Here is a 19,907-nt window from a genome sequence, read left to right on the forward strand (position 1 = left end):
CATGAACCCGGAGCAGGCGGCACAAAGCCAGGCGCAGCTCAAATACGTGGAGCTCCTCTTGCGCAAGGGGATGCAGGAGGAGGCGCGCGCCCGGCTCGAGGAGCTGGTGCGGCAGGAGCCCCCCTGCACCGGCGCCTTTTACCTGCTCGCGGTGCTGAAAGGGGAGGACGGTTTGCCGCAGGAGGCGGCCGAACTGCTGGCCCGAACGCTTGCGCTGGAGCCTGAGAACACCAGGGTCCTGAACGCCCTGGGGGGCGCGCTGCGGCAACAGGGGGAGCTCGAACAGGCGGCGGCGGCCTTCGCCGAGGCGCTGAGGATCGATCCCCGCTTCAGCGAGGCGCGCATCAACCTCGCCCTGCTCTTGAAGGAGGCGCTGCGCTTTGGCGAAGCCGAGCTGATCCTGCGCGCCGGGATCGACCTCGCCCCCGGCTCGGTGCGCCTCAACTACAACCTCGCCAACGTGCTGCACGCGCAGGGGAGGAGCCTGGAGGCGGTGGCCGCCTACCGGGAGACGCTGCGCCTCGACCCGGACCACCTGGACGCCCGGCAGAACCTCCTCTTCGCCCTGCACTACTCGCCGCAGTCGAGCCGGCGCGAGATCTACGCCGAGCACCTGAAGGCGGCACGCAGCCGCCCCTTCCGCCCCCCCCGGCAGGAGCCCCCAGCGCGCCCCACCCCCGGCGGCCGCATCAGGGTCGGCTACCTCTCCCCCGACTTCCGGGGACACGCCGTGGCGAGCTTCATCGAGCCGGTGCTGCGCGAGCACGACCGCGACCGCTTCGAGATCTTCTGCTACGCCAACGTTCCGACTCCCGACCCGACCACGCGGCGCCTGATGGGGCTCACCGAGCAGTGGCGCGACATCCACGGCATGGCCGACCACAACGCCGCGGCGCTCATCGCCCGCGACGGCATCGACATCCTGTTCGACCTGGCCGGGCACACCTCCGGCAGCCGGCTGCCCGTCTTCTGCCACCGTCCCGCGCCGATACAGGTCACCTGGATCGGCTACCCCGACACCACCGGTCTGCGGGCGCTGGACTACCGGATCACCGACGCGCTGGCCGACCCACCCGGAGCCGCGGACCGCTGGCACAGCGAGCGGCTGCTGCGGCTACCCCGCTCCTTCTGCTGCTACCTCCCCCCGGTCGAAGCCCCGGAACTGGTCCCGCCCCCGTGCGGCGCAAACGGCGGCATCACCTTCGGCTCGTTCAACAACCTCTCCAAGGTCACCCCTGAAATGATCGCGATCTGGAGCCGCCTGCTGCGTGAGGTCGACGGCTCGCGCCTGCTTTTGAAGGCGAAACCGCTGGCGGATGACGGGGTGCGTCGCCGCATCCTGGCCGGGTTCGCGGAGCATGGCGTGGCGGCGCGACAGCTGGAGCTCGATCCGGGCCAGCCCGGCACCCGGGAGCACCTGGAACAGTACCAGCGCGTCGACATAGCGCTGGACACCTTCCCCTACAACGGCACCACCACGACCTGCGAAGCGCTCTGGATGGGGGTCCCGGTGATCTCCCTCTCCGGCGAGCGCCACTGTTCGCGCACCGGCGCGAGCCTTTTGACCAACTGCGGGCTGGCCGACCTGGTGACCACCAGCGAGGCGGCATACCTCGACATGGCGCGCCAGGTGGCCGGGGACCGGGCCACGCTGCGGGAATTCCGGGGCGGTGCCCGGGAGAGGCTGCTGCGTTCGCCTCTTCTGGACGCGGTTGGGGTGACGCGGGAACTGGAAGCGGTGCTGGCGGAACTACGGGCCACCTCGCGCAGGCGTGGCTAGAAAAGAATTTTCGGGTTTCGGAGGGAGACGGCGCTGGTCAGGCGAGAGAAAGCGGCGCTCGGCGCGACGGTTCGGGCGCATCGGGCTCGGGCCGACATCGCTATTCATTCAGGTGAGGAGGCAGCCGGTCGGCTGCAATCGTGACGGGGGGGAAAGCGGCGCGTCATCGAGGGGGACCGCTGTGCGGCAATCCCCCTCGAAGAGCAGCTCCTGCCACTAACCTGCGGTCTCGGGGTTGGTCCTCAAACCCGCGGCGATGTTGAAGTTGATGTCGATGACGATGGAGAGTTTTTCCGGGGTGGGGAAAGCCATCACCTCGAAGAACCTCTTGTCCACGAACAGACTCAGGTTCAACAGGTCCTCCCTGAGCTTCTTGGGCATCGGGTGGTTCGGCTCGGTCAGCTCGGCCTGGAAGAAGCTCCAGACCTTCTGGTTGTACTTTATCGCATCCAGCATCTTGGCTTCGCGGTCCGGGGCATCCCAGTTCTCCTGGACGGCCTTCAGCATCAGCCCCGCCTTGGTCAGCACTGAGGCCTCCAGCTCGCGCCCGGACATGCTCTCCTTCTGGATACCGACGTACTCCTTGATCGCGTTGTTAGTTTGCATTTTTCAGTAGCTCCTCTTCGTACTCGATGAGATTCTTCGCAAGTTTGAGAGCCTGGTAGTAGTTCCCGGCCTCGATCCGTTCATTCAACTGCTCGATGTAGGTCCTGGTGCTGGGGGCAGCCTTCAGTATCTCGGCGGCCTGTTCCGAGTACGCCTTGACGTAGTTCGGGACGTTGGGCTCGTCGATGTACATGAGCTGGATGGTGAAATAGACCCGTTTGCAGGGCGTGTCGATGTCCTTCTCGCCCAGGATGTCCTTTTCGCGCAGTATGGGGACCGTATTCTCGATGAAAAGAACCGTCCCCTTGCCGCCGTTTTTGACCACGGCGCCGCCCACGATCAGCCGCTCGTTGCTCTTCAAGGTAATTTTCAGGGACATGTCGGTTAGCTCAACCCTTTCAGGAATTGAGGGTGCTGTAGCGTCACCCCCTGAGTAACCGATTCTGCAAATTGCTGGCCAATCTCGACACTTTTTTCAGCCGCGCGCGATTCGCTGGCGATGGGCTCGAAAGACCGTGTTTCCGCGCCCTTGGGGGCGGAGAACATGGCGGCGAAGCGCCCGTTGCCCAGAAAAGCAGCCGTATCGGCGGCTATGGCGGCACGCATCGTCTGCAGCGACTGCGCCGTCGCGTCAAGTTTGTCCACGTGGTCAGCAATTTGACTGTCGTCCGCGTTCATACCGAGCGGTGCGGGAAGCGCCACCGGCTTGCGGTCCTCGACAACGGATGGAGGAGGAGGGAAGGTGAGCTGGTCGATCTCCTTACGGAGCGCCGTGTAGGTCCGCAGCAGCTTCACCCTTTCCTTGTCTTGCGGTGCGAAGGGAGGGAAATTCTTCACTATCGTTTCCAGAGGCTCCTTCAGCTTGTCAATCTTTTGACCCAGATCCTGGGCCGCCTTGTCGCTCTCCCTGATAGCGGCGGCGGCGCTGTTTTGCCGCTCGTTTTGCAGACGAATGCCTGCCAGCCTGCCGTCCCCCTGCGCCGAGACGAGCACCTGGTCTACGATTTGCGGCTCTTCGGGCTTTTGTTTTTCGAACTGGGGAATTTGGACAGAGCTGGAGGGGGAGTTGGGTTGGGAGGCAGGCGGGAGGGGAACGCTCTCGGCTTGCAATCGATCGATCAACATACGCTACCCCCAGTGAAGAGGGATTGCGGAGCGGGTTACCCCGCTCCGCAAAGCTAGGGTTAGAACAGCCTGAGGACTGCCTGAGCTGCCTGAGACGACATGGAGAGCGAGGTGGTGCCCAAGCTCTGACGGGTCTGCAGCATCAGCATGTTGGCGCCTTCCTGGTTCATGTCGGCCAGGGTCAGGTTGTCAGCACCGGTCTGCAGCGTACTGATCATCGAGTCGGTGAAGTTCTGACGGGTGGTGATGATGTTCAGGTTCGCCGCCAGGGTCTGGGTGTTGGACCTCAGGGTCGAGATCGCGGTATCCATCTTCGCCGTGTCGGTGGTGATGTCGGAGTTCGCGGACCAGCTGTTGCTGGCGCCGCTGAGGCTCAGACCGCCTGCATTGGCCAGGAAGCCCACGACGTTGAGGCTGGAGCTTGCATCCTCGTTGAAGTTGACGGTCAGGGTGTTGGTGGAGCTCAGCAGGTTGAGGCCGCGGTAACCGGAGTCGGAGGAGATGTTGTTGACCTGGCTGCGGATGGTGTCGTACTGGGTCGCCAGCTTGGACCTGGTGGAGGTGTCGCTGGTGGAGAGAGCCGACTGTGCGATACCTTTGGCGGCGTTGATCAGGCCGGTGATCGCGGTGATACCTGCGTTGGCTGCCGAAACGGTCTGGACCGCCTCGGACATGCCGTCCTTGCGGTCGGCAAGGTCGCTGGCGCGCTGGTTGGCGTTCTGGGCTGCGAAGTAGTTGGTCGGGTTGTCGAGGGCGCTGTTGACCTGCTTGCCGGAAGAGAGCCTTTCCTGGGTCCTGTTCAGGAGCTTGCTGGTCGATTGGAGGTTGAGAAGGTTGGTCCTCATGCCTGCGGTGAGAGAGATGTCGCTAGTTGCCATGGTACTTCTCCTTTTCTGGGTGTTTGCCGGCATTCTTGCCGGGTTGAAAACCGTGTCGATCCGCTACGTTCTTTACTGTCTGGCATCCTGCCTCACGGCGAATAACTGATGAAGTTCACCCCCTCATCGCCGGCGCGTCCTGCGCTTTTGTAAAGAATATCGACACGGCGGGCCCAAAACTTTAAGGGAAAAGCACCACCTTACGATTATTTTTGTCAAATTATTGGCTATTCAAACGTTGCTCCACCTCCTCCCTGACCCGGGTCATCACCCCAGCCCAGTCCCCCGGGCGCTCCTGCCGGAAGATTCTCATGGTCGGGTACCAGGGCGAGTCCTCGCGGTCGGCGAACCAGCGCCAGTCGCAGGCGTACGGCAGGAGGAGCCAGACCGGCACCCCCATCCCCCCGGCCAGGTGGGCAGCCGCCGTGTCCACCGTCACCAGCAGGTCGAGTCCGGCGAGGATGGCGGCGGTGTCGCCGAAGTCCCCGATCTGCGGCGCGAGGTCGACGGCGGGGAGGACGCCGGGATCCGGGGTGTCGCCAAGTTGCAGGGAATAAAAGAGCACACCCGACATATCGGCGAGAGGGGCGAACTCCTTGAACGGGCAGGCGCGGTTCCTGGGAAGGGGGCCGCCGCGCCAGACCAGCCCGACCTTGAGCGTGTCCCCCTCCTCCAGCATGAGGCTCCAGAGCGAGGAGCGCCGTTCCTCGGCGTAGAGGTAGGGGCGCCAGGGGGGCATCCGCTCCAGGGTGGTCCCGAAGAGGTGCGGCAGGCTCAGGAGCTGCACCTGGCAGTCGCAGGGGGGAAGTTCCTCTCCCGGCGCGCAGACCGCGGCGACCCCGGGAACGCGGCAGAGAAGCGGCTTGAGCCCGGCCGCCTGGCAGCGCACCACCACCTTCCCCCCCCTCTGCGCCACCAGCGGCGCGTAGCGGATGAACTGCAGCGTGTCGCCAAGCCCCTGCTCGCACTGGAGCAGGATGGTCCGCCCGGCGAGCTCCTCGCCACGCCAGACCGGGAGGGGGAGCTCCGGCTCGCAGCCGGCCAGGCGCCACTCGTATTCGCGCCACCCCCGCTCGAACTCCCCCACCGAAAGGAGGCTCAGTGCCAGGTTCCAGTGCGCCTCGGGGTGCTCAGGCGCCAGGCGCAGCAGTTCCTCATAGGTGTCGATGGCCCGGAGCGGCTGCATCAGGTCCTGGTAGGCGGTCCCGAGGTTGATGCGCGCCTCGAAGTAGCCCGGGTCGAGGGCGATGGCGCGCCGGTACAGTTCCACCGCCTGCGCCGGCTGCTCCAGCACCTGCAGGCAGGAACCGAGGTTCACGTAGGCGGGAAGGTACCCGGGGTCGAGCTCGACGGCGCGCCGGAACAGCGGCTCGGCCTCGTCGTGCTCCGCGCGGCCGATCAGCAGCGTCCCCAGGTTGTTGTAGGCGTCTGCCAGGTGCGGCTTCAACTCCAGGGCGCGCCGGTAGCTCGCCTCCGCCTCCGCCGCCCCCCCCTGGTCCTGCAGGGCGAGCCCCAGGTTGTTGTAGATCTCGGCGCAGTCGGGGAGCCGGGCCAGCAGGGCGCGGTACATGTTTATGGCGCCACTTAGGTCCCCCTCGCCCCTGAGGCGGTTCGCCTCTTGGAACAACAGGTTCGGGTCCTGCCGGGACGCCTCGGGGAGCGGGGCGATCCGGCGAGCCACCGCCTCGACCACCGATTGCCACTGTCCGGGAACCTCCTGGCGGTGGAGGGTGACGCTCGGGTACCAGGGGGAGTCGGTGCGGCCGTGCAGCCAGCGCCAGTCGCAGGAGAAGGGGAGCATGAGGTGCACCGGCTTCCCCATCGCCGCAGCCAGGTGCGCCACGGCCGTGTCCACCGAGACCACCAGGTCGAGGTTGTCGATGAGGGCCGCGGTGTCGGCGAAGTCCCCGATCTCCCCGGTGAGGTCGACGAGCGCCCCCTCCCCGCGCAACGCGGCCAGGTCCTCGGCGCAGCCCCCCAGTTGCAGGTTGTAAAGGGTGATACCCGGCAGGGACGCGAGCGGGGCCAGGACGCCCGCCGGGAGCGAGCGGTAGCGGTCCCGCTTGTAGCCGGCGCTACCGGCCCAGACCACCCCGACCTTGAGGTCCCCCCCGGCCGGGACCAGGCCGCGCCACTTGGTGCTGAGGGCCGGGTCTGCCTTGAGCGGGGGGGCCTGTGGGGGGATGTTCTCCAGCGTGGTCCCGACGAGGTGCGGCAGGCTCATCAGGTAGGCGAAGGTGTCAAAGGGTGGAGGTTCGTCCCCTGCGGCGCAGAGTGCGATCTCCTCCCCCTGCGCTGCGAACAGCGGCAGCAGTTCGCGACGGCACTCGAGCACCACCCGCTCTCCCCGGCGCGCCAGGAGCCGGGCGTAGCGGAAGAACTGGATGGCGTCGCCGAACCCCTGCTCGGCGCGCACCAGGAGGGTCCGCCCGGAAAGGGGTGCGCCGTCCCACATGCGCCGCCCCAGGAACTCGTCGGAGAAGGCGCCCGCGGCATCCTTCAGGCGCCACTGGTACTCGCGCCACCCCTCCCGGTAATCCCCCACGGCAAGGAGGGTGAGGGCGAGGTTCCAGTGGGCGTCGACGCTCTCCGGATCGAGGGCGAGCGCTTCGCGCTGGGCGGAAAGCGCCTCGTCGAAACGGTTCAGGGCGAGCAGCGAGCCGCCGAGGTTCACCCACCCCTTCAGGTGGTCCGGCTGCAGCTCGACCACCTTCTGGTAGCAGCGCGCCGCCCCCTCCCACTCCCCCTGAGCGCGCAGGGCGTGCCCAAGGTGGTAATAGGCACCGGTGTAGCCGGGATCGAGGGCGATGGCGTCGCAGAAACGGGCCACGGCCTCGTCGTGGCGCTCCAGCTTGAGGAGCGCGTTCCCCAGGTTGCCCAGGGCCTCCGGGTAGTCGGCCTTCAGCTCCAGGGCCCGGCGGTAACATCCGGCCGCCTCCTGGTAGCGCCCGAGGTCCTCAAGGACCACCCCGAGGTTGTTGCTCAGCTCCGCCTGCGAGGGGTCGAGGAGGGCCGCCCGCGAGAAGCTCTCGAAGGCCTCGGCGACATCCCCGCAAAGGCGCGCCAGGGCGCCCGAGAGGGTGAGCAGGTCGACGTTGTCCGGCTCGTCCCGCAACAGCCCCCGGCAGAGTTCCCGGGCCTGTTCCACGCGGTTTTCCGCCAGCGCCCGGTTCAGTTCGTCAAAGCGATGCATCGGCTATCGTTCTCCTTTTCGTCCTGCGAGCAGGGCCAGCTGCCGCGCCACCCGCTCCAGCACCTCGCCCCAGTCGCCGCGGTACCGCTGGCGGAAGAGCCGGGCGCTCGGGTACCAGGGGGAATCCTCGCGCTGCATGAGCCAGCGCCAGTCGCACGCCATGGGGAGGAGCACCCAGACCGGCACGCCGAGCCCCCCGGCCAGGTGGGCCACGGCGGTGTCCGCCGAGATGACCAGGTCGAGCTGGGTGAGGATGGCGGCGGTGTCGGCGAAGCTCTTGATCCCGGAACCGAGGTCGGTAAGCTCCATCCCCGGCGGCGGGGTCGCGGCCTGTTCCGCCCCGTCCCCCACCTGCAGCGCGCAGAAACGGACTCCGGGGACCCGCGCCAGCGGAGCGAAGAGCGAGAGGGTGAGCGAGCGCTTCAGGTCGTCCTTGTAGCTCTTCCTCCCGGCCCACACCAGTCCGACCCGGAAACCCTCCCCCGGGAGCGCGGGGTGCCAGCGCTCCACCAGGGCCGGGTCCGCGGCGAGGTAGGGGATCTGCGCCGGGATGGTCTCCAAGAGCGTGCCGCACAGGTACGGCAGGCTCATGAGGGGCGCGTGGCAGTCGAACTCCGGGAGCCTCTCGCCGCGCACCAACACCCGGGAGACGCCGGGCACCGTGGCGAGCACCGCCGCTATCGGCTTGGCCTGGCACTGCAGCAGGACGGTCGCCCCCTGTGCCGCCAAAAGCGGCGCGTAGCGCACGAACTGGAAGGTGTCGCCGAAGCCCTGCTCGGCGTGGAGCAGGATGGTCTTCCCCTTCAGGGGGGAGCCGTCCCACAGCGGACGCGGGAGCTCCAGGCGCGGGATGGGGTCGACCTTGGCGAAGCGCCACTCGTACCCCTGCCACCCCTCGCGATATTGACCCAGTTGCAGCTGCACGAGGGCAAGGTTCCAGTGTGCATCCGCGTAACCGGGATCGAGCGCCAGGACCTTCCGGTAACACCGGACCGCCTCATCGACCTCGCCCAGGGCGCGGCTCACCGAGCCCAGGTTGTTGAGCGCGTGCAGGTAATCGGGGTTCAAAGCCAGCGCCCTGCGGTAACACTGCGCCGCCTCCTCCAGGCGCTCCTGCACCTGCAGGGCAATCCCGAGAGCGTTCCAGGAGGGGAGGTAGCCGGGGTCGGCGGCCAGGATGCCACGGAAGGTCGCCTGGGCCAGGTCGAGATCCCCCAGGGCGTGGTACAACTCGCCCAGGTTGTGCCGGGCCTCCAGGTAGTCCGGGGCGACCGAGACCGCGCGCTTCAGGGCGTGCAGCGCCGCCTCGAGCTCCCCTTGCTCCTTGAGCGCCAGTGCCAGGTTGTGCCACCCCTGCGCCAGGTTCGGGTCGACGGCCAGGGCGCGCCGGTAGCAGTCGACCGCCTCCGCGTGCCGCCCCAGGGTGTAGAGGCTGTTCCCCATGTTGTAGTGCGGTGCCACAAAGTCGGGATGCAGTGCGATCGCCTCGCGGTAGCGCTCGATCGCCTCCTCCTGCCTGCCGGCGCCGTCCAGGGTGCACCCCTCGTCGTTGTAGCGCTCGGCCTGCCGCACCGGGTCCTCCTGGGGCGCCGTCCGCCCGTTTTTTGACTGCGCCAGTTGGTCCAGCGCCTGCGCCACCCGCTGCAGCACGCCGTCCCAGTCGCCCCGCGAACGCTGCCGGAACAGGCGCATGGTGGGGTACCAGGGGGTGTCGTCGCGGTCCAGCAGCCAGCGCCAGTCGGGGACGAAGGGAACCAGGAGCCAGACCGGGAGCCCCAGCGCGCCGGCCAGGTGTGCCACCGAGGTGTCCACCGAGAGCACCAGGTCGAGACGGCTCGCCAGGGCCGCGGTGTCCGCGTAATCGCCGATGTTCGGTGCAAGATCGATCATGGGAAGGAGCGCGGCAAGGTCGCCCCGGGCGCCCAGCTGCAGCGAGTAGAAGCTCACCCCGGGGACCGCGGCCAGCCGCGCCAGCCGCTCCGGGGGGAGGGAGCGGTTCGGGTCGTTTGGGTGCGCGGGGTTCCCCTGCCAGGCAAGCCCCACCCGCAGGGTGCCGTCGGCGGGGAAGAGGGTGGCGCAGGCTTCCCGGCGCGCAGGATCCGTCTCCAGGTACGGCACCCGGGCCGGGATGCCGGCCAGGTCGGTGCCGAAGATGCCGGGCAGGTCCATGAGCGAGGCCTGCAGCTCGAAGGGGGGGATGCTGTCGCCGCAGGCGAAGACCTCGTCGACCCCGGCCACGCCGCGCACCAGTTCCACGAGCCCCGCAGACTGCACCTCGACCAGCACGCGTCCGCCGCGCCCGGCCACCAGCGGCGCGTAGCGCACGAACTGGAGCGTATCCCCCGCCCCCTGCTCCCCGTAGAGGAGGATGGTCCTGCCGGAGAGCGGCGCGCCGTCCCAGGCGGGGTGTTCCTGCCACCTGCGCAGCGGCGCCGAACTGCTCTTTTTAAAGCGCCAGGAAAATTCGCGCCACCCCTGCGGGAGCTCCCCGGTCATGAGCAGGAGCACCGCCAGGTTCCAATGGGCGTCGGCGTAGTCGGGGAAGCGGCGCACCACCTCCCGGAACTCGGAGAGCGCCTCCTGGAAGCGCCCCAGGTCCTTGCACGCGGTGGCCAGGTTGTAGCGCGCCTTCTGCAGGGAGGGGTCAAGCTCCAGTGCCCTGCGGTAGCATGGCAGCGCCCCTTCCAGGTCGCCGCGCACCTGTTTCACGATTCCCAGGGCCTCGTGCAGGTGGGGAAGCCCGTCCGCCAGGGCGAGGGCCGCCTCGATGCTCGCCTCCGCCTCGGGGAAGCGCCCCATCTGCTGCAGCGCCTGGGCCAGGGCGTACTGCGGCTCCCAACGGTCGGGGAGAAGCTGCGCCGCCTTGGTGAAGCGCGCCGTCGCCTCGCGCGGCCTCCCCGCGGCGGCCAGGAAGGCGCCGCACAGGTGATGGCTTCCCCCCTCGAAGGGACGCGAGGAGAGCCGCCGTTGCAGGTGGTCCCAGACAGCGTCGGACAGCAGCGCACGCAGCCGCTCCACCACCTCCCCCCACTCCCCCTGGCGCTGCTGCCTCAAAAGGCGCATGGTCGGGTACCAGGGAGAATCGTCGCGCCCGCAAAGCCAGCGGTAATCCCCCGCCATGGGGAGCAGCAGCCAGACCGGCTTCCCCAGGGCGCCGGCCAGGTGCGCCACCGAGGTGTCGATGGAGATGACCAGGTCGAGCTGGGCGACCAGGGCGGCGGTGTCGCCGAAATCGCGGATGGAATGGGTGAGGTCGATGAGGTTCGGACACTCTCCCGGCCGCGCCGCCCCCTCGCCGACCTGCAGCGAGTAGAGGCTCGCCCCCGGGATCCCGAAGAGCGGCGCCAGGGCCGCGAGGGAGCAGGAACGGAAGGGATCTGGGACGGCCTTGCCGGCCCAGACCAGCCCCACCTTGAAGCCGGCGTCCCTGGAGAGCTTGGCCTGCCAGAGCACGAGGCGCCCGGGCGGGGGTGCGAGGTAGGGAACCCGGTTGGGGACGGTGTCGATCGTGGTGTCGAACAGGTGCGGCAGGGAAAGGAGGGGAACCTCCAGGTCGAAGGGGGGGAGCGGCTCTCCCATGACGCATACCTCGGCCACCCCGGGCATGCCGCGCAGAAGCGGGACCAGCGCGGCAGACTGGCATTCGGCGATCACGACGCCCCCCTGCTGCGCCACCATGGGGAGGTAGCGGGCGAACTGGATGGTGTCCCCTAACCCCTGCTCGCCGTGCACCAGGATGCGCCTGCCGTCAAGCGGGGCGCCGTCCCAGGCGGGGGCATGGAAGCCGCGGAGCGGCGAGGTGAAGGCGTCCCGTTTCCAGCGCCACTGGTACTCGGCCCACCCCTCCCGGAACTCCCCGGACATGATCAGGGCCAGGGCGAGGTTCCAGTGCGCGTCGGCGCAGTCGGGGCGGCGCCGCACCAGGTCGCGGAAACAGGCGATGGCCCCCTGGACGTCGCCTGCCCGCTGCAGGGCCCCTCCCAGGGCGATAGCCGGTTCCGGGGCGTCCGGAGCCTTTTGCAACGCCAGGCGGAACAGGTCGGCGGCCTCGGCGAAGCGCCCCAGCTTGAACAGGGATGACCCCATGTTGTTCAGGGCCATGGGGTCCCCGTCCCTCAGGGAGAGCGCCCTGCGGTACTCCTCGAGCGCCTCCTCGTGGCGCCCGGTCTCGTCCAGGAGCGCGCCCAGGTTGATGAGCACGTCCGCGGCGAGCCCCCCCGCGGCGCGCCCCCCTCCGGCCTGGGCCAACCTGCGGTAGATCGGCTCCGCCTCCTGGAGGCGACCGGCGCGCTGCAACTCGAGGGCGCGGGCGAACTCCTGCGCCGTGCCGGGATCTGCCGCCATGGGACTAAGCACCCTGCATCCGGGCCAGCTCAGCCCGGTTGGCAAGTTTGGTGGCCAGGTAGTGGAACTGGCGCGCCGCGCCGTCCCAGGTGAGCCTGCGCATCTCCTCCGCGGCCAGCGCCCCTTTCCCCGGGAGCTCGTCCCGGTTACGGTAGACCCGTTCCAGCATCTCGATGACCTCTTCCAGGACCGGCTCCTCCCACACCCCGGTCTGCACGCCGCCGTTTGCCACCACCATGGGGCGGTAGCTGGTGAGCGGATAGGCGATGGCGGGGTTGATCACGTCCGCGTGGCCGCTGCTGTCCGAGGCGATCACGGTCCTGCCGCAGGCCATGTACTCGCACATCACCATGTTGTTCCCTCCCTCGCAGCGGTTCGGGAAGAGCCCGAGGTGCGTGCCGGCAAAGACCTCCCTGATGGCTTCGTTGTGCACCAGCGGATGCGCCATCGTGCGCGCCGGGTCGAGCCCGTTCTCCAGGGCGCACCGTCCCGGCAAGCTCAGGAAGTCCGTCTCGTCGTGCCGGTAGGTGATGAATGGGGAGTTCTCCATGGTGAGCAGGGAGAAGGGCCACTGGTTGGCCCAGCTGCAGGAGAGGTAGACGTCGCGGTGCCGCTGCATCATCACCTTCATGGCCGCGATGACGAGGTCCTGCCCTTTCCTGAGTTCGAATTTGCCCCCCGAGAAGACCACGAAACGGTCGTCCGGCGGGAGCGGAAGCGGGTAGAAGCGTTCCGGGTCGACCCCCTGGAGGATGGTGCAGCAGTTTTTCACCCCGCCGATCCGCAGCAGGTATTCGCACCACTTGGAGCCCGCCACGATGAAATCCCACCGCCGCGCTGCCGGGCGGGTGAAGTTGAGGATCTCGATGCTGTTTTCGAAGAAGCAGTAGCCGATATTGATGCTGTCCCAGGCCTCTGGGTTGAGCGGTGCGAGGTTCTGCGACATGCAGTGCAGCGTCACCCCCGGCACCGGGGGGAGCTTGGCGATCTCGCGCTCCAGGTAGGCGCCGGCGATGCCCCAGCCATGCATGGAGCCGCTAGGCATGGATACTCTCATGGGTAAAAACCTCTCAGTCGTGATGGGTCGACCATTACGCGTCAGCAACTACCGTACCAGAGGGAACAGTCCGCGGCTAAGCAGTTGTAAAGATGTGGGTTTGCCGGAGCGAGGCGGGGGTGGGTCATTTCTTTGACGGCAGCATGTCGGTTCGACGCAGTCTGACGAGTCTGACCAGTCTGGCCAGTCGGAGGGTAGGACGGGTCGGACGCAGGCGGCCGAGCCGGCTACGGCTCGTTGCGCTCGCTCTGCTCGGAGAGGAGGACGATGTCGACGCGGCGGTTCTTGGCGCGCCCGTCTTCGTCGCTGTTGTCGGCGACGGGACGGTACTCCCCGTAACCTGCCGCCGAGATCCGGGCGGGGTCGAAGTCTTCCTGCTTGGTGAGATACTGCAGCACGTTGGTGGCGCGCGCGGTGGAAAGTTCCCAGTTGGACGGGAAGGCGGCGGAGCTGATCGGGACGTTGTCGGTGTGCCCTTCAACCCGCACGGAGTTGGAATAGCTGGCCAGGGAGGCGACCACGTCCTTCAACAGGGTCAGGGAGCTCTGCTTCAGGGTGGCGCTCCCGCTGTCGAAGAACCCGGCTTCTTTCAGACTCACCACCAGGCCGCGCTGGGTCACCGATACGGAGACCTTGTTCTGCGCCCCCGCCTTCATGAGGTACGCCTCGATGGAGGCCTTGGTGGCCCTGAAGTCCTGCTCGCTGCCGCGGGTCCTGCTGGAGGTGGCCCGCTTCGGGGCCTGGGTCACCTTGTGGATGGAGGGGATCACGCTCATGGAACCGGCGTCGATCACGGTGGGCTTGGCGCCGGCGGAGGTGGTGCTGTAGCCGAAGGACTCGCGCATGGAGGCCAGCACCTCCTCGGCCTTCTTCTTGTCGGTCTGGCTCATGGCGTAGAGCGTCACGAACACGGCGAACAAGAGCGTGATGAAGTCGGCGTAGGATACCAGCCAGCGCTCGTGGTTGGGCTCTTTTTCGTGCTGGGCCTTTTTCTTAGCCATTTACTTCCCCTTCTTCTCTCCACCGTCATGCAGGTAGGCCCTGAGCTTCTGCTCGATGAAGTGGGGGTTCTCGCCGTTTTGGATGGCGATCAGCCCCTCGATCACCATCTCCTTCTGCAAGAGCTCCTCCTTCAGGCGGATCTTCAGCTTGGTGCCGAAGGGGATGCAGAAGATGTTGGCGGTCATCAGGCCGTAGATGGTTGCCACGAATGCGACGGCGATGCCTCCCCCCAGCTTTGAGGGGTCGGAAAGGTTGCTCATGACGTGGATCAGGCCGAGGACGGCGCCGATGATGCCGATGGTGGGGGCGAAACCGCCGGCGGACTCGAAGACCTCGGCGCTGTGCTTGCCGTGAGACTCGAAGGAGCCGAGCTCGATCTCCATGGTCTCACGCAGCTTCTGCGGGTCGATGCCGTCCACCACCAGGGAGATCCCCTTCTTGGTGAAAGAATCCTTGACCGTCTGCGCTTCCTGCTCCAGCGAAATGAGGCCGTTTCTGCGCGCCTTGGCCGCGTAGTTGATGATGTTCTTGATCACCGCCTCGGGGTCTTCCTTGGGGGGCATGAAGACCTTCTTCAGGTCCTTGACCGCGGCCATCAGGATCGGCAGCGGAAAACTGACGATGGTCGCCGCCGCGGTGCCGCCGAGCACGATAATGGCCGCCGTCGGCTGTATCAACGCCGACATGTGCAGCCCTTCCAGGGCCGCGCCGCCGAACACGGCGAAGAGCCCCAGGGTGATTCCGATTATGGTCGATAAATCCATAAATATTCCTGGATCCCGAAAACGCTCCCTTGCGGGCGGTTAGATTCTGCAGTTGGGGTAGTAGCCTTCCGCATCGCCTTTGCGCAGGTAACGCCGGGGCACGCTGAAGGAGGCCTGCCGGAACAGGTGCGCCTTGAAGTTGACGATCCGGCTGATCACCACCCGTGCCGGCTCCAGCACCAGGTAACGGTTACCGTTGGAAAGGGTGATGTGCGTGTCCGGGGTCTCCGTGATGATCTCTATCAGGTCCGGGTTCAGGTACATCTCGGTGCCGTCTCGTGTTGTCACCTTGATCATGTGGTTCCCCCTGCGGATTGCGGCAGATAGTTTGTTTTTCGGATGCTGCACCGAAAGCTTTAGCGCTATCACCGCCCTTCGTCAAAAAAGAAACTGAAAAGGCCGTGCGAGCCTGGCCAGCTCACACGGCCCTTGGTGACGCGGGGGTACGCGGCGGATGCTACTTCATGTAGTCCAAAAGCGAGAGCTGGCTCAGCTTGGAGGTGGCCGACAGCGCCGCGTTGAAGGCGGTGGTCTGCTGGGAAAGCACCACCCCGGCCTTGGCGTAGTCCACGTTCTGGATGTCTCCGAAGACCGTCTTCAGCGTGTTCTGGTTGTTGGCGATCATGCTCTTCATGTTGTCCAGGCGCACCAGGCGCCCGGCGACGTCGCTCTGCGCAACGGTGATCTGGTCCGCGCCGGCCTTCACGTTCTTGACCCCGTCCAGGATCCCCGCGCTGTCCTTGTTGTTGATGGCGAGGATCAGGGCATCGATGGAACCGAGGATGTTGACCGGCCCCTGCCCCGCGGTGGCCCCGCTCCCCACCGCAGCCTGCGGTTTGCCGCCAAGCAGGAGGTCGGCGCCCGATACCGTGGTCCCCACGGTGCTGTTCGGGGCGATCTCGACCTGCGGGATATCGGTGGTGCCGCTGAAGACGCCGAGGGAGCTGAAGGGCTGGCTGGTGGAGAAGCCGCCGAAGACGTACTGGTCGCCCAGCCGGGTGTTCCCCATGTCGACCAGCTGGCTTTTGAGCTGGGTCAGGTTGGTCACCGCACTCGCGGTGCCGGCGGCGTCCAGAGTTCCTGCCACCATGTCCCCGGCGATCTTCTTCACCTGCTGCATCAGGTCCGACATGCTGGAGAGCGAGGTGTTGGTAACGTTCAGGAGCGTCTCGGCCTTGGTGATGTTGGAGCTGTACTGGTCCCCCGAGGCGATCTGCTCCTGCAGGTCCAGGAGCTGCCTGGTGGAAAGGGGATCATCGCTCGGGCGGTTGATGTTGTAGCCCGAGGCGATCTGTTCCTGGAGCTGGTCGATCGCGGTGCGCCCCTGCTGCAGGTTGTAAATGGCGTTGTCGGCGCTCATGCCGGGGGTGATTCTCATAGCATCTCTCCTATCGGACCATGTTCAGGATGGTGTCCAGCATGTCGGTCCCCGCGTTGACCACCTTGGAGGCGCCCTGGAAGGCGCGCTGGTACTTGGTCAGGTTCAGGAGCTCCTCGTCCAGGGAGACCTCGGAGTTGGAGGACCTGAGCGAGTTCAGCTGCTTCAGGAAGGCCGCGTTCTGGGAGGTGACGTTCTGGGTCCCCTCGGTGTCGACGCCGACCTGGGAGACCACGGAGTTGTAGAAGTTGCCTAAAGTGGCGTTTCCCGTGCTGAACGCGAAGCTGGTGCTGCCGAGGTTGGCGAGCTTCACGGCGTTCACGTTGTTGCCGCTGCTGGTCGGCGCCAGGTCGGTCGCGGTCGGCAGGGCCGCCGCGATCTTCACCGCCGAGATCCCTGAGTCGAGCGCGATGCTCCCCGCAGTGACGCCGGCCGGGTCGAAGAAGTTGTTGTTGGTAGTGCCGTCGAGGGCGTACCCCGCCTTGTGCACCGTGTTCACCTGGGTGACCACCTGGTTGGCCATCTCGTCCAGGAGGGAGCGGTACTTCGGGACGATGCTGTCGCGCACCTCCATGGTGCCGCCGAGCTTGCCGCCGACGGTGGCGCCGTCCCCGACGGTCCCCACCAGGGTGTCGGTGCCGGGTGCGTTGGCCGGGGGCGGGTTGCCAAGCCCGGAGACCATGATGTCGTTGGTCGCCGGCGAGCCGGTCGCGTTGGTGTAGAGCGTCGCGTACCTGGTGCTGGAGACGAGCTGCGCCCCGCCGGCCAGGGTCACCGAGGCGGTGTTGTCGCTGGCGATGCTGTAGCTGATGCCGGTCTGCTCCGAGAGCTTTCTGAGCAGGAGATCCCGCTGGTCCAGCAGTTCATTGGGGTTCCCCCCGACCGCGCTGGTGGCCATGATCTGCTGGTTCACCAGCGCGAGGTTGCGTGCGTTGTCGGTCACCTCGGCGGTGATGCCGACCAGGTTGGCGTCCGCGGTCGAGGCCACCGAGGCGAGCGCGGAATCGGCCTGGTGGAAGCTGTCGACGGCGATCTGGGCCCGGGTCAACACGGCCTGGCGCTCGGCGGCGCCGGAGGGGTTGACCGAGAGGTCCTGGAAGGCGCCGAACAGATTGGCGACCGCGGTCCCGAGGCCGTCCGAGGTGAGCGAGTTGAAGCTCGGCTCGATCTGCTCCAGCGCCGACTGCTGCGCCAGCCCTTCCTGGTAGGTGCTGTTGGCGTTCACGAGCTGCAGCTGCAGCATGTTGTCGTAGCTGCGCTGCACCGCCGCGATCTCCACCCCCGTCCCCAGGGCGAAGCCGTTGGAGGTGCCGACCGGCTTGTTCTCCATGATCACCCGCTGGCGAGAATACCCCTCGGTGTTCACGTTGGAGATGTTCTCGCCGGTGACCTCCATGGCCAGGCGCTGCGCCGTGATGCCGGAAGAGGCTATGTCGAAGAGGGTGTTGATGCCCATGCTAGATCTCCTTGCTGACGAAGCCGCTGGTGCCGCGCCCGGCGTTCACGAAGGCCCCCGCCCCCCCGTAGGTCTGGCTGGGGTTGAAAAGACGGTTGAAGAAGTTCACCGAGCGTCCCACCACGTTCAGGGAGTCCTCGACCAGCCTCCTGTGCAGCGCGAGCGCACCCTGCAGGGCGCGGGCGTTGCCGGTGACCGACTCCTGCGCCTCCTTGAGCGCCTGCTTTTCCGGTGCGGAGAGCCGCTCGATGATGGGCGACAGCGTACTGTTGCCCGGCATGCCGAGGTCGGCGCCGAGGGCGGCGATCATCTGCTGGCACTGCCCGGAGAGCCTGGCCAGGCGCTCCATCCCCGCGGTGATCTCCTGCTGGTTCTCCTCCAGCTTCGCCATATCCAGGGATACCATGCACTCCTGCTCTTCCTGCAAAAGCGCCTGCATCTGGTCCAGGAGCACCCCCTTCTCGCACAGGGCAGCTATCAGTTCGACTACGTTACGATCCATCTATTCCCCCTTAACGCGACTTGTACGCGTCCATCATCTTTTGGGCCAGGGTCGACGCCTCCACACGGTAGGCGCCGTTTTGCAGGTTCTGCTTGGCCAGCGCCACCCGGTCCAGCCTCACGTCGGGCATGGCCGCCACCTCGGATTTGAGTTTCTGCAACTCCCTTGCCTGGGACGAGATCTCCACCCGGTCGAACGGGATCACCCGGCCGGCCGGCCGGCTCCCCTGGACGCCCTGCGTCTGCTGCGCCTCGTTACGGACCTGCTGCGATCGGTTCAGGTCGACGACGTAAGCCGAACCTTCAATCCGCATCCCGCACCCCCTTAGCCGGAACCGGCGTGCCGTAAGCGCGCGACAGCTCCCTCTCTATGGTCTGTGCCAGTCCTATGCCGCCCCCCTGCACCGCGGCATTGGCGTATTCCTGGTCCAGCAGGGAACGGAAGGTCTCTTCGCCTTTCCCCCCGCCGGTCAGGGTGTCCTTCCCCACCGTGTCCCGCATAGACTTCAGCATCATGCTGACGAACATCGTTTCGAACTCGCGCGCCACCTTCTTGATCTGCTCCGGGTTCTGCTCCTGGCGCCTCTTCTGCACCTTCAGGTCGGTGACCGGCAGCGCGTTGTCCGGTATCGGCTTCACGTCCATGGCCGCTCCTTGCCTACATCACGCTCAGCTCGGCGTTGAGCGCGCCGGCGGCCTTGATGGCCTGCATGATGCCGAGGAGGTCCCTGGGGGTGACCCCGAGGGTGTTGAGCCCCCGCACCACCTCGCCCAGGTTCGCCCCTTCCCGCACCAGCGAGAGGTTCACCTTCTCCTCGGAGACCTTCAAATCGGTCCTCGGGACCACGGTGGTGGTGCCGGTCTTGGCAAAGGGGGCGGGCTGGGAGACCTTCGGGGTCTCCTTGACCACCACGGTCAGGTTGCCATGGGATACGGCCACCGTCGAGATGCGCACGTTCTCGCCCATGACGATGGTGCCGGTGCGCTCGTTCATGACCACCTTGGCCATCACGTCCGGGTTAACCTCGAGCCGCTCCAGGTCGGCCACGAACTCCACCACCCGGTTCTGGTACTCGCCCGGGATGCTGATCTGCACGCTCCCCGGATCGGTCAGCGAAGCCGCCCCCTGGAAGCGGCCGTTGATGGCGGCGGCGACCCTGGCGGCGGTGGTAAAGTCGGACTGGTGCAGGTTCAGCTTCAGCACCGGGCGGTTGGCCAGCACGTTGGGGAGCTCCCGCTCCACCAGCGCCCCCTCGGGGACGGTGCCGGCGGTGGGATGGTTCTTCACCGCGGTGGTGGCCTGCCCGCCGTAGGAGAAGGAGTTGGTGAGGACCGCCCCCTGGGCCACCGCGTAGACCTGGCCGTCGGCCCCTTTCAGGGGCGCCATCATGAGCGTGCCGCCGGCGAGGCTCTTGGCGTCCCCCATCGAGGAGACCAGCACGTCGAGCTTGTTCCCCTGCTTGGCGAAGGGGGGAAGTTCGGCGGTCACCATGACGGCGGCCACGTTCTTCACCGTGATGTCGGCGCGGTTCACCGTGAGCCCCAGCCGCTCCAGGGCGCCCACCAGGGACTGCACCGGGAACTTGGTCTGGTCGGAGTCGCCGCTGCCGTTCAGACCGACCACGAGGCCGTAGCCGATCAACTGGTTCTCGCGCACGCCGTCGAACGCGGCGATGTCCTTGATGCGCGCCCCCAGCGCAAACTGGGGCAGCAGCAAAAGAATGAGCAGTGCCAGCGAGCTTTTTGAAATAACGTTAATTTTCAAGCGTTTCACCTAACCCTTTTCGGCCGCCGCGTCGGGATTTTGACGGCAAACCGTCAAT

The 19,907-nt window shown here is 66.8% G+C and carries 17 protein-coding genes; 1 reads left to right on the plus strand and 16 read right to left on the minus strand.

The features are described from left to right. Window position 1 precedes the first annotated feature (1 nt). On the plus strand, window positions 2-1,780 hold the full coding sequence (locus KP003_RS17870; protein ID WP_217300052.1) for an O-linked N-acetylglucosamine transferase, SPINDLY family protein: 1,779 nt from the start codon (window positions 2-4) through the stop codon (window positions 1,778-1,780). Window positions 1,781-1,996: 216 nt separating this feature from the next. Here KP003_RS17870 and flaF read toward each other — a convergent pair whose 3' ends face one another. From flaF to KP003_RS17950, 16 genes are all read right to left on the minus strand, one after another. Beyond that, window positions 1,997-2,386 carry a flagellar biosynthesis regulator FlaF gene (gene flaF / locus KP003_RS17875; RefSeq protein ID WP_216499742.1) on the minus strand — a complete coding sequence of 130 codons (390 nt, stop codon included), beginning with the start codon at window positions 2,384-2,386 and terminating at the stop codon, window positions 1,997-1,999. Beyond that, window positions 2,376-2,765: a flagellar biosynthesis repressor FlbT gene (locus tag KP003_RS17880; RefSeq protein WP_216499743.1), complete on the minus strand. Its 390-nt coding sequence runs from the start codon at window positions 2,763-2,765 to the stop codon at window positions 2,376-2,378. Before KP003_RS17880 ends, flaF begins: the two co-directional genes overlap by 11 nt. A gap of 5 nt (window positions 2,766-2,770) precedes the next feature. Continuing rightward, on the minus strand, window positions 2,771-3,511 hold the full coding sequence (locus KP003_RS17885; RefSeq protein WP_217300053.1) for a hypothetical protein: 741 nt from the start codon (window positions 3,509-3,511) through the stop codon (window positions 2,771-2,773). 59 nt (window positions 3,512-3,570) lie between these two features. Continuing rightward, window positions 3,571-4,389 carry a flagellin N-terminal helical domain-containing protein gene (locus KP003_RS17890; RefSeq protein ID WP_216499745.1) on the minus strand — a complete coding sequence of 273 codons (819 nt, stop codon included), beginning with the start codon at window positions 4,387-4,389 and terminating at the stop codon, window positions 3,571-3,573. A 220-nt stretch (window positions 4,390-4,609) separates the two neighbouring features. Continuing rightward, window positions 4,610-7,582, minus strand: coding sequence for a tetratricopeptide repeat protein (locus KP003_RS17895; protein ID WP_217300054.1), 2,973 nt, complete (start codon window positions 7,580-7,582; stop codon window positions 4,610-4,612). Between the two features lie 3 nt (window positions 7,583-7,585). Then, a complete protein-coding gene (locus tag KP003_RS17900) occupies window positions 7,586-11,926 on the minus strand; it encodes a tetratricopeptide repeat protein (protein ID WP_217300055.1) in 4,341 nt (1,446 codons plus the stop codon). A 4-nt stretch (window positions 11,927-11,930) separates the two neighbouring features. Next, the gene (locus KP003_RS17905) at window positions 11,931-12,983 is read right to left on the minus strand and encodes a glycosyltransferase family 4 protein (RefSeq protein ID WP_216499748.1); all 1,053 of its coding nucleotides are present in this window, start codon (window positions 12,981-12,983) and stop codon (window positions 11,931-11,933) included. 227 nt (window positions 12,984-13,210) lie between these two features. Next, window positions 13,211-13,984, minus strand: coding sequence for an OmpA/MotB family protein (locus KP003_RS17910; RefSeq protein WP_216499749.1), 774 nt, complete (start codon window positions 13,982-13,984; stop codon window positions 13,211-13,213). Next, on the minus strand, window positions 13,985-14,749 hold the full coding sequence (locus KP003_RS17915; protein ID WP_216499750.1) for a flagellar motor protein: 765 nt from the start codon (window positions 14,747-14,749) through the stop codon (window positions 13,985-13,987). It lies immediately after the preceding gene. A 39-nt stretch (window positions 14,750-14,788) separates the two neighbouring features. Then, a complete protein-coding gene (locus KP003_RS17920) occupies window positions 14,789-15,046 on the minus strand; it encodes a flagellar FlbD family protein (RefSeq protein ID WP_216499751.1) in 258 nt (85 codons plus the stop codon). A gap of 160 nt (window positions 15,047-15,206) precedes the next feature. Beyond that, a complete protein-coding gene (gene flgL, locus KP003_RS17925; protein WP_216499752.1) occupies window positions 15,207-16,127 on the minus strand; it encodes a flagellar hook-associated protein FlgL in 921 nt (306 codons plus the stop codon). A 10-nt stretch (window positions 16,128-16,137) separates the two neighbouring features. Then, entirely contained in the window at window positions 16,138-17,583 is a 1,446-nt protein-coding gene (gene flgK, locus KP003_RS17930; RefSeq protein ID WP_217300056.1) for a flagellar hook-associated protein FlgK, read from the minus strand. 1 nt (window position 17,584) lies between these two features. After that, window positions 17,585-18,085, minus strand: a complete 501-nt coding sequence (locus KP003_RS17935; RefSeq protein ID WP_216499754.1) for a flagellar protein FlgN — start codon at window positions 18,083-18,085, stop codon at window positions 17,585-17,587. A gap of 10 nt (window positions 18,086-18,095) precedes the next feature. Continuing rightward, window positions 18,096-18,398, minus strand: a complete 303-nt coding sequence (gene flgM, locus KP003_RS17940) for a flagellar biosynthesis anti-sigma factor FlgM (protein WP_217300057.1) — start codon at window positions 18,396-18,398, stop codon at window positions 18,096-18,098. Then, on the minus strand, window positions 18,388-18,729 hold the full coding sequence (locus KP003_RS17945) for a rod-binding protein (RefSeq protein ID WP_216499756.1): 342 nt from the start codon (window positions 18,727-18,729) through the stop codon (window positions 18,388-18,390). The genes flgM and KP003_RS17945 overlap by 11 nt, the downstream gene beginning before the upstream one ends. A gap of 13 nt (window positions 18,730-18,742) precedes the next feature. Next, window positions 18,743-19,834, minus strand: a complete 1,092-nt coding sequence (locus KP003_RS17950) for a flagellar basal body P-ring protein FlgI (protein ID WP_216499807.1) — start codon at window positions 19,832-19,834, stop codon at window positions 18,743-18,745. Window positions 19,835-19,907: the final 73 nt, after the last annotated feature.

The sequence above is a fragment of the Geomonas diazotrophica genome, assembly GCF_019063885.1.
Classification (GTDB): Bacteria; Desulfobacterota; Desulfuromonadia; order Geobacterales; family Geobacteraceae; genus Geomonas; species Geomonas diazotrophica.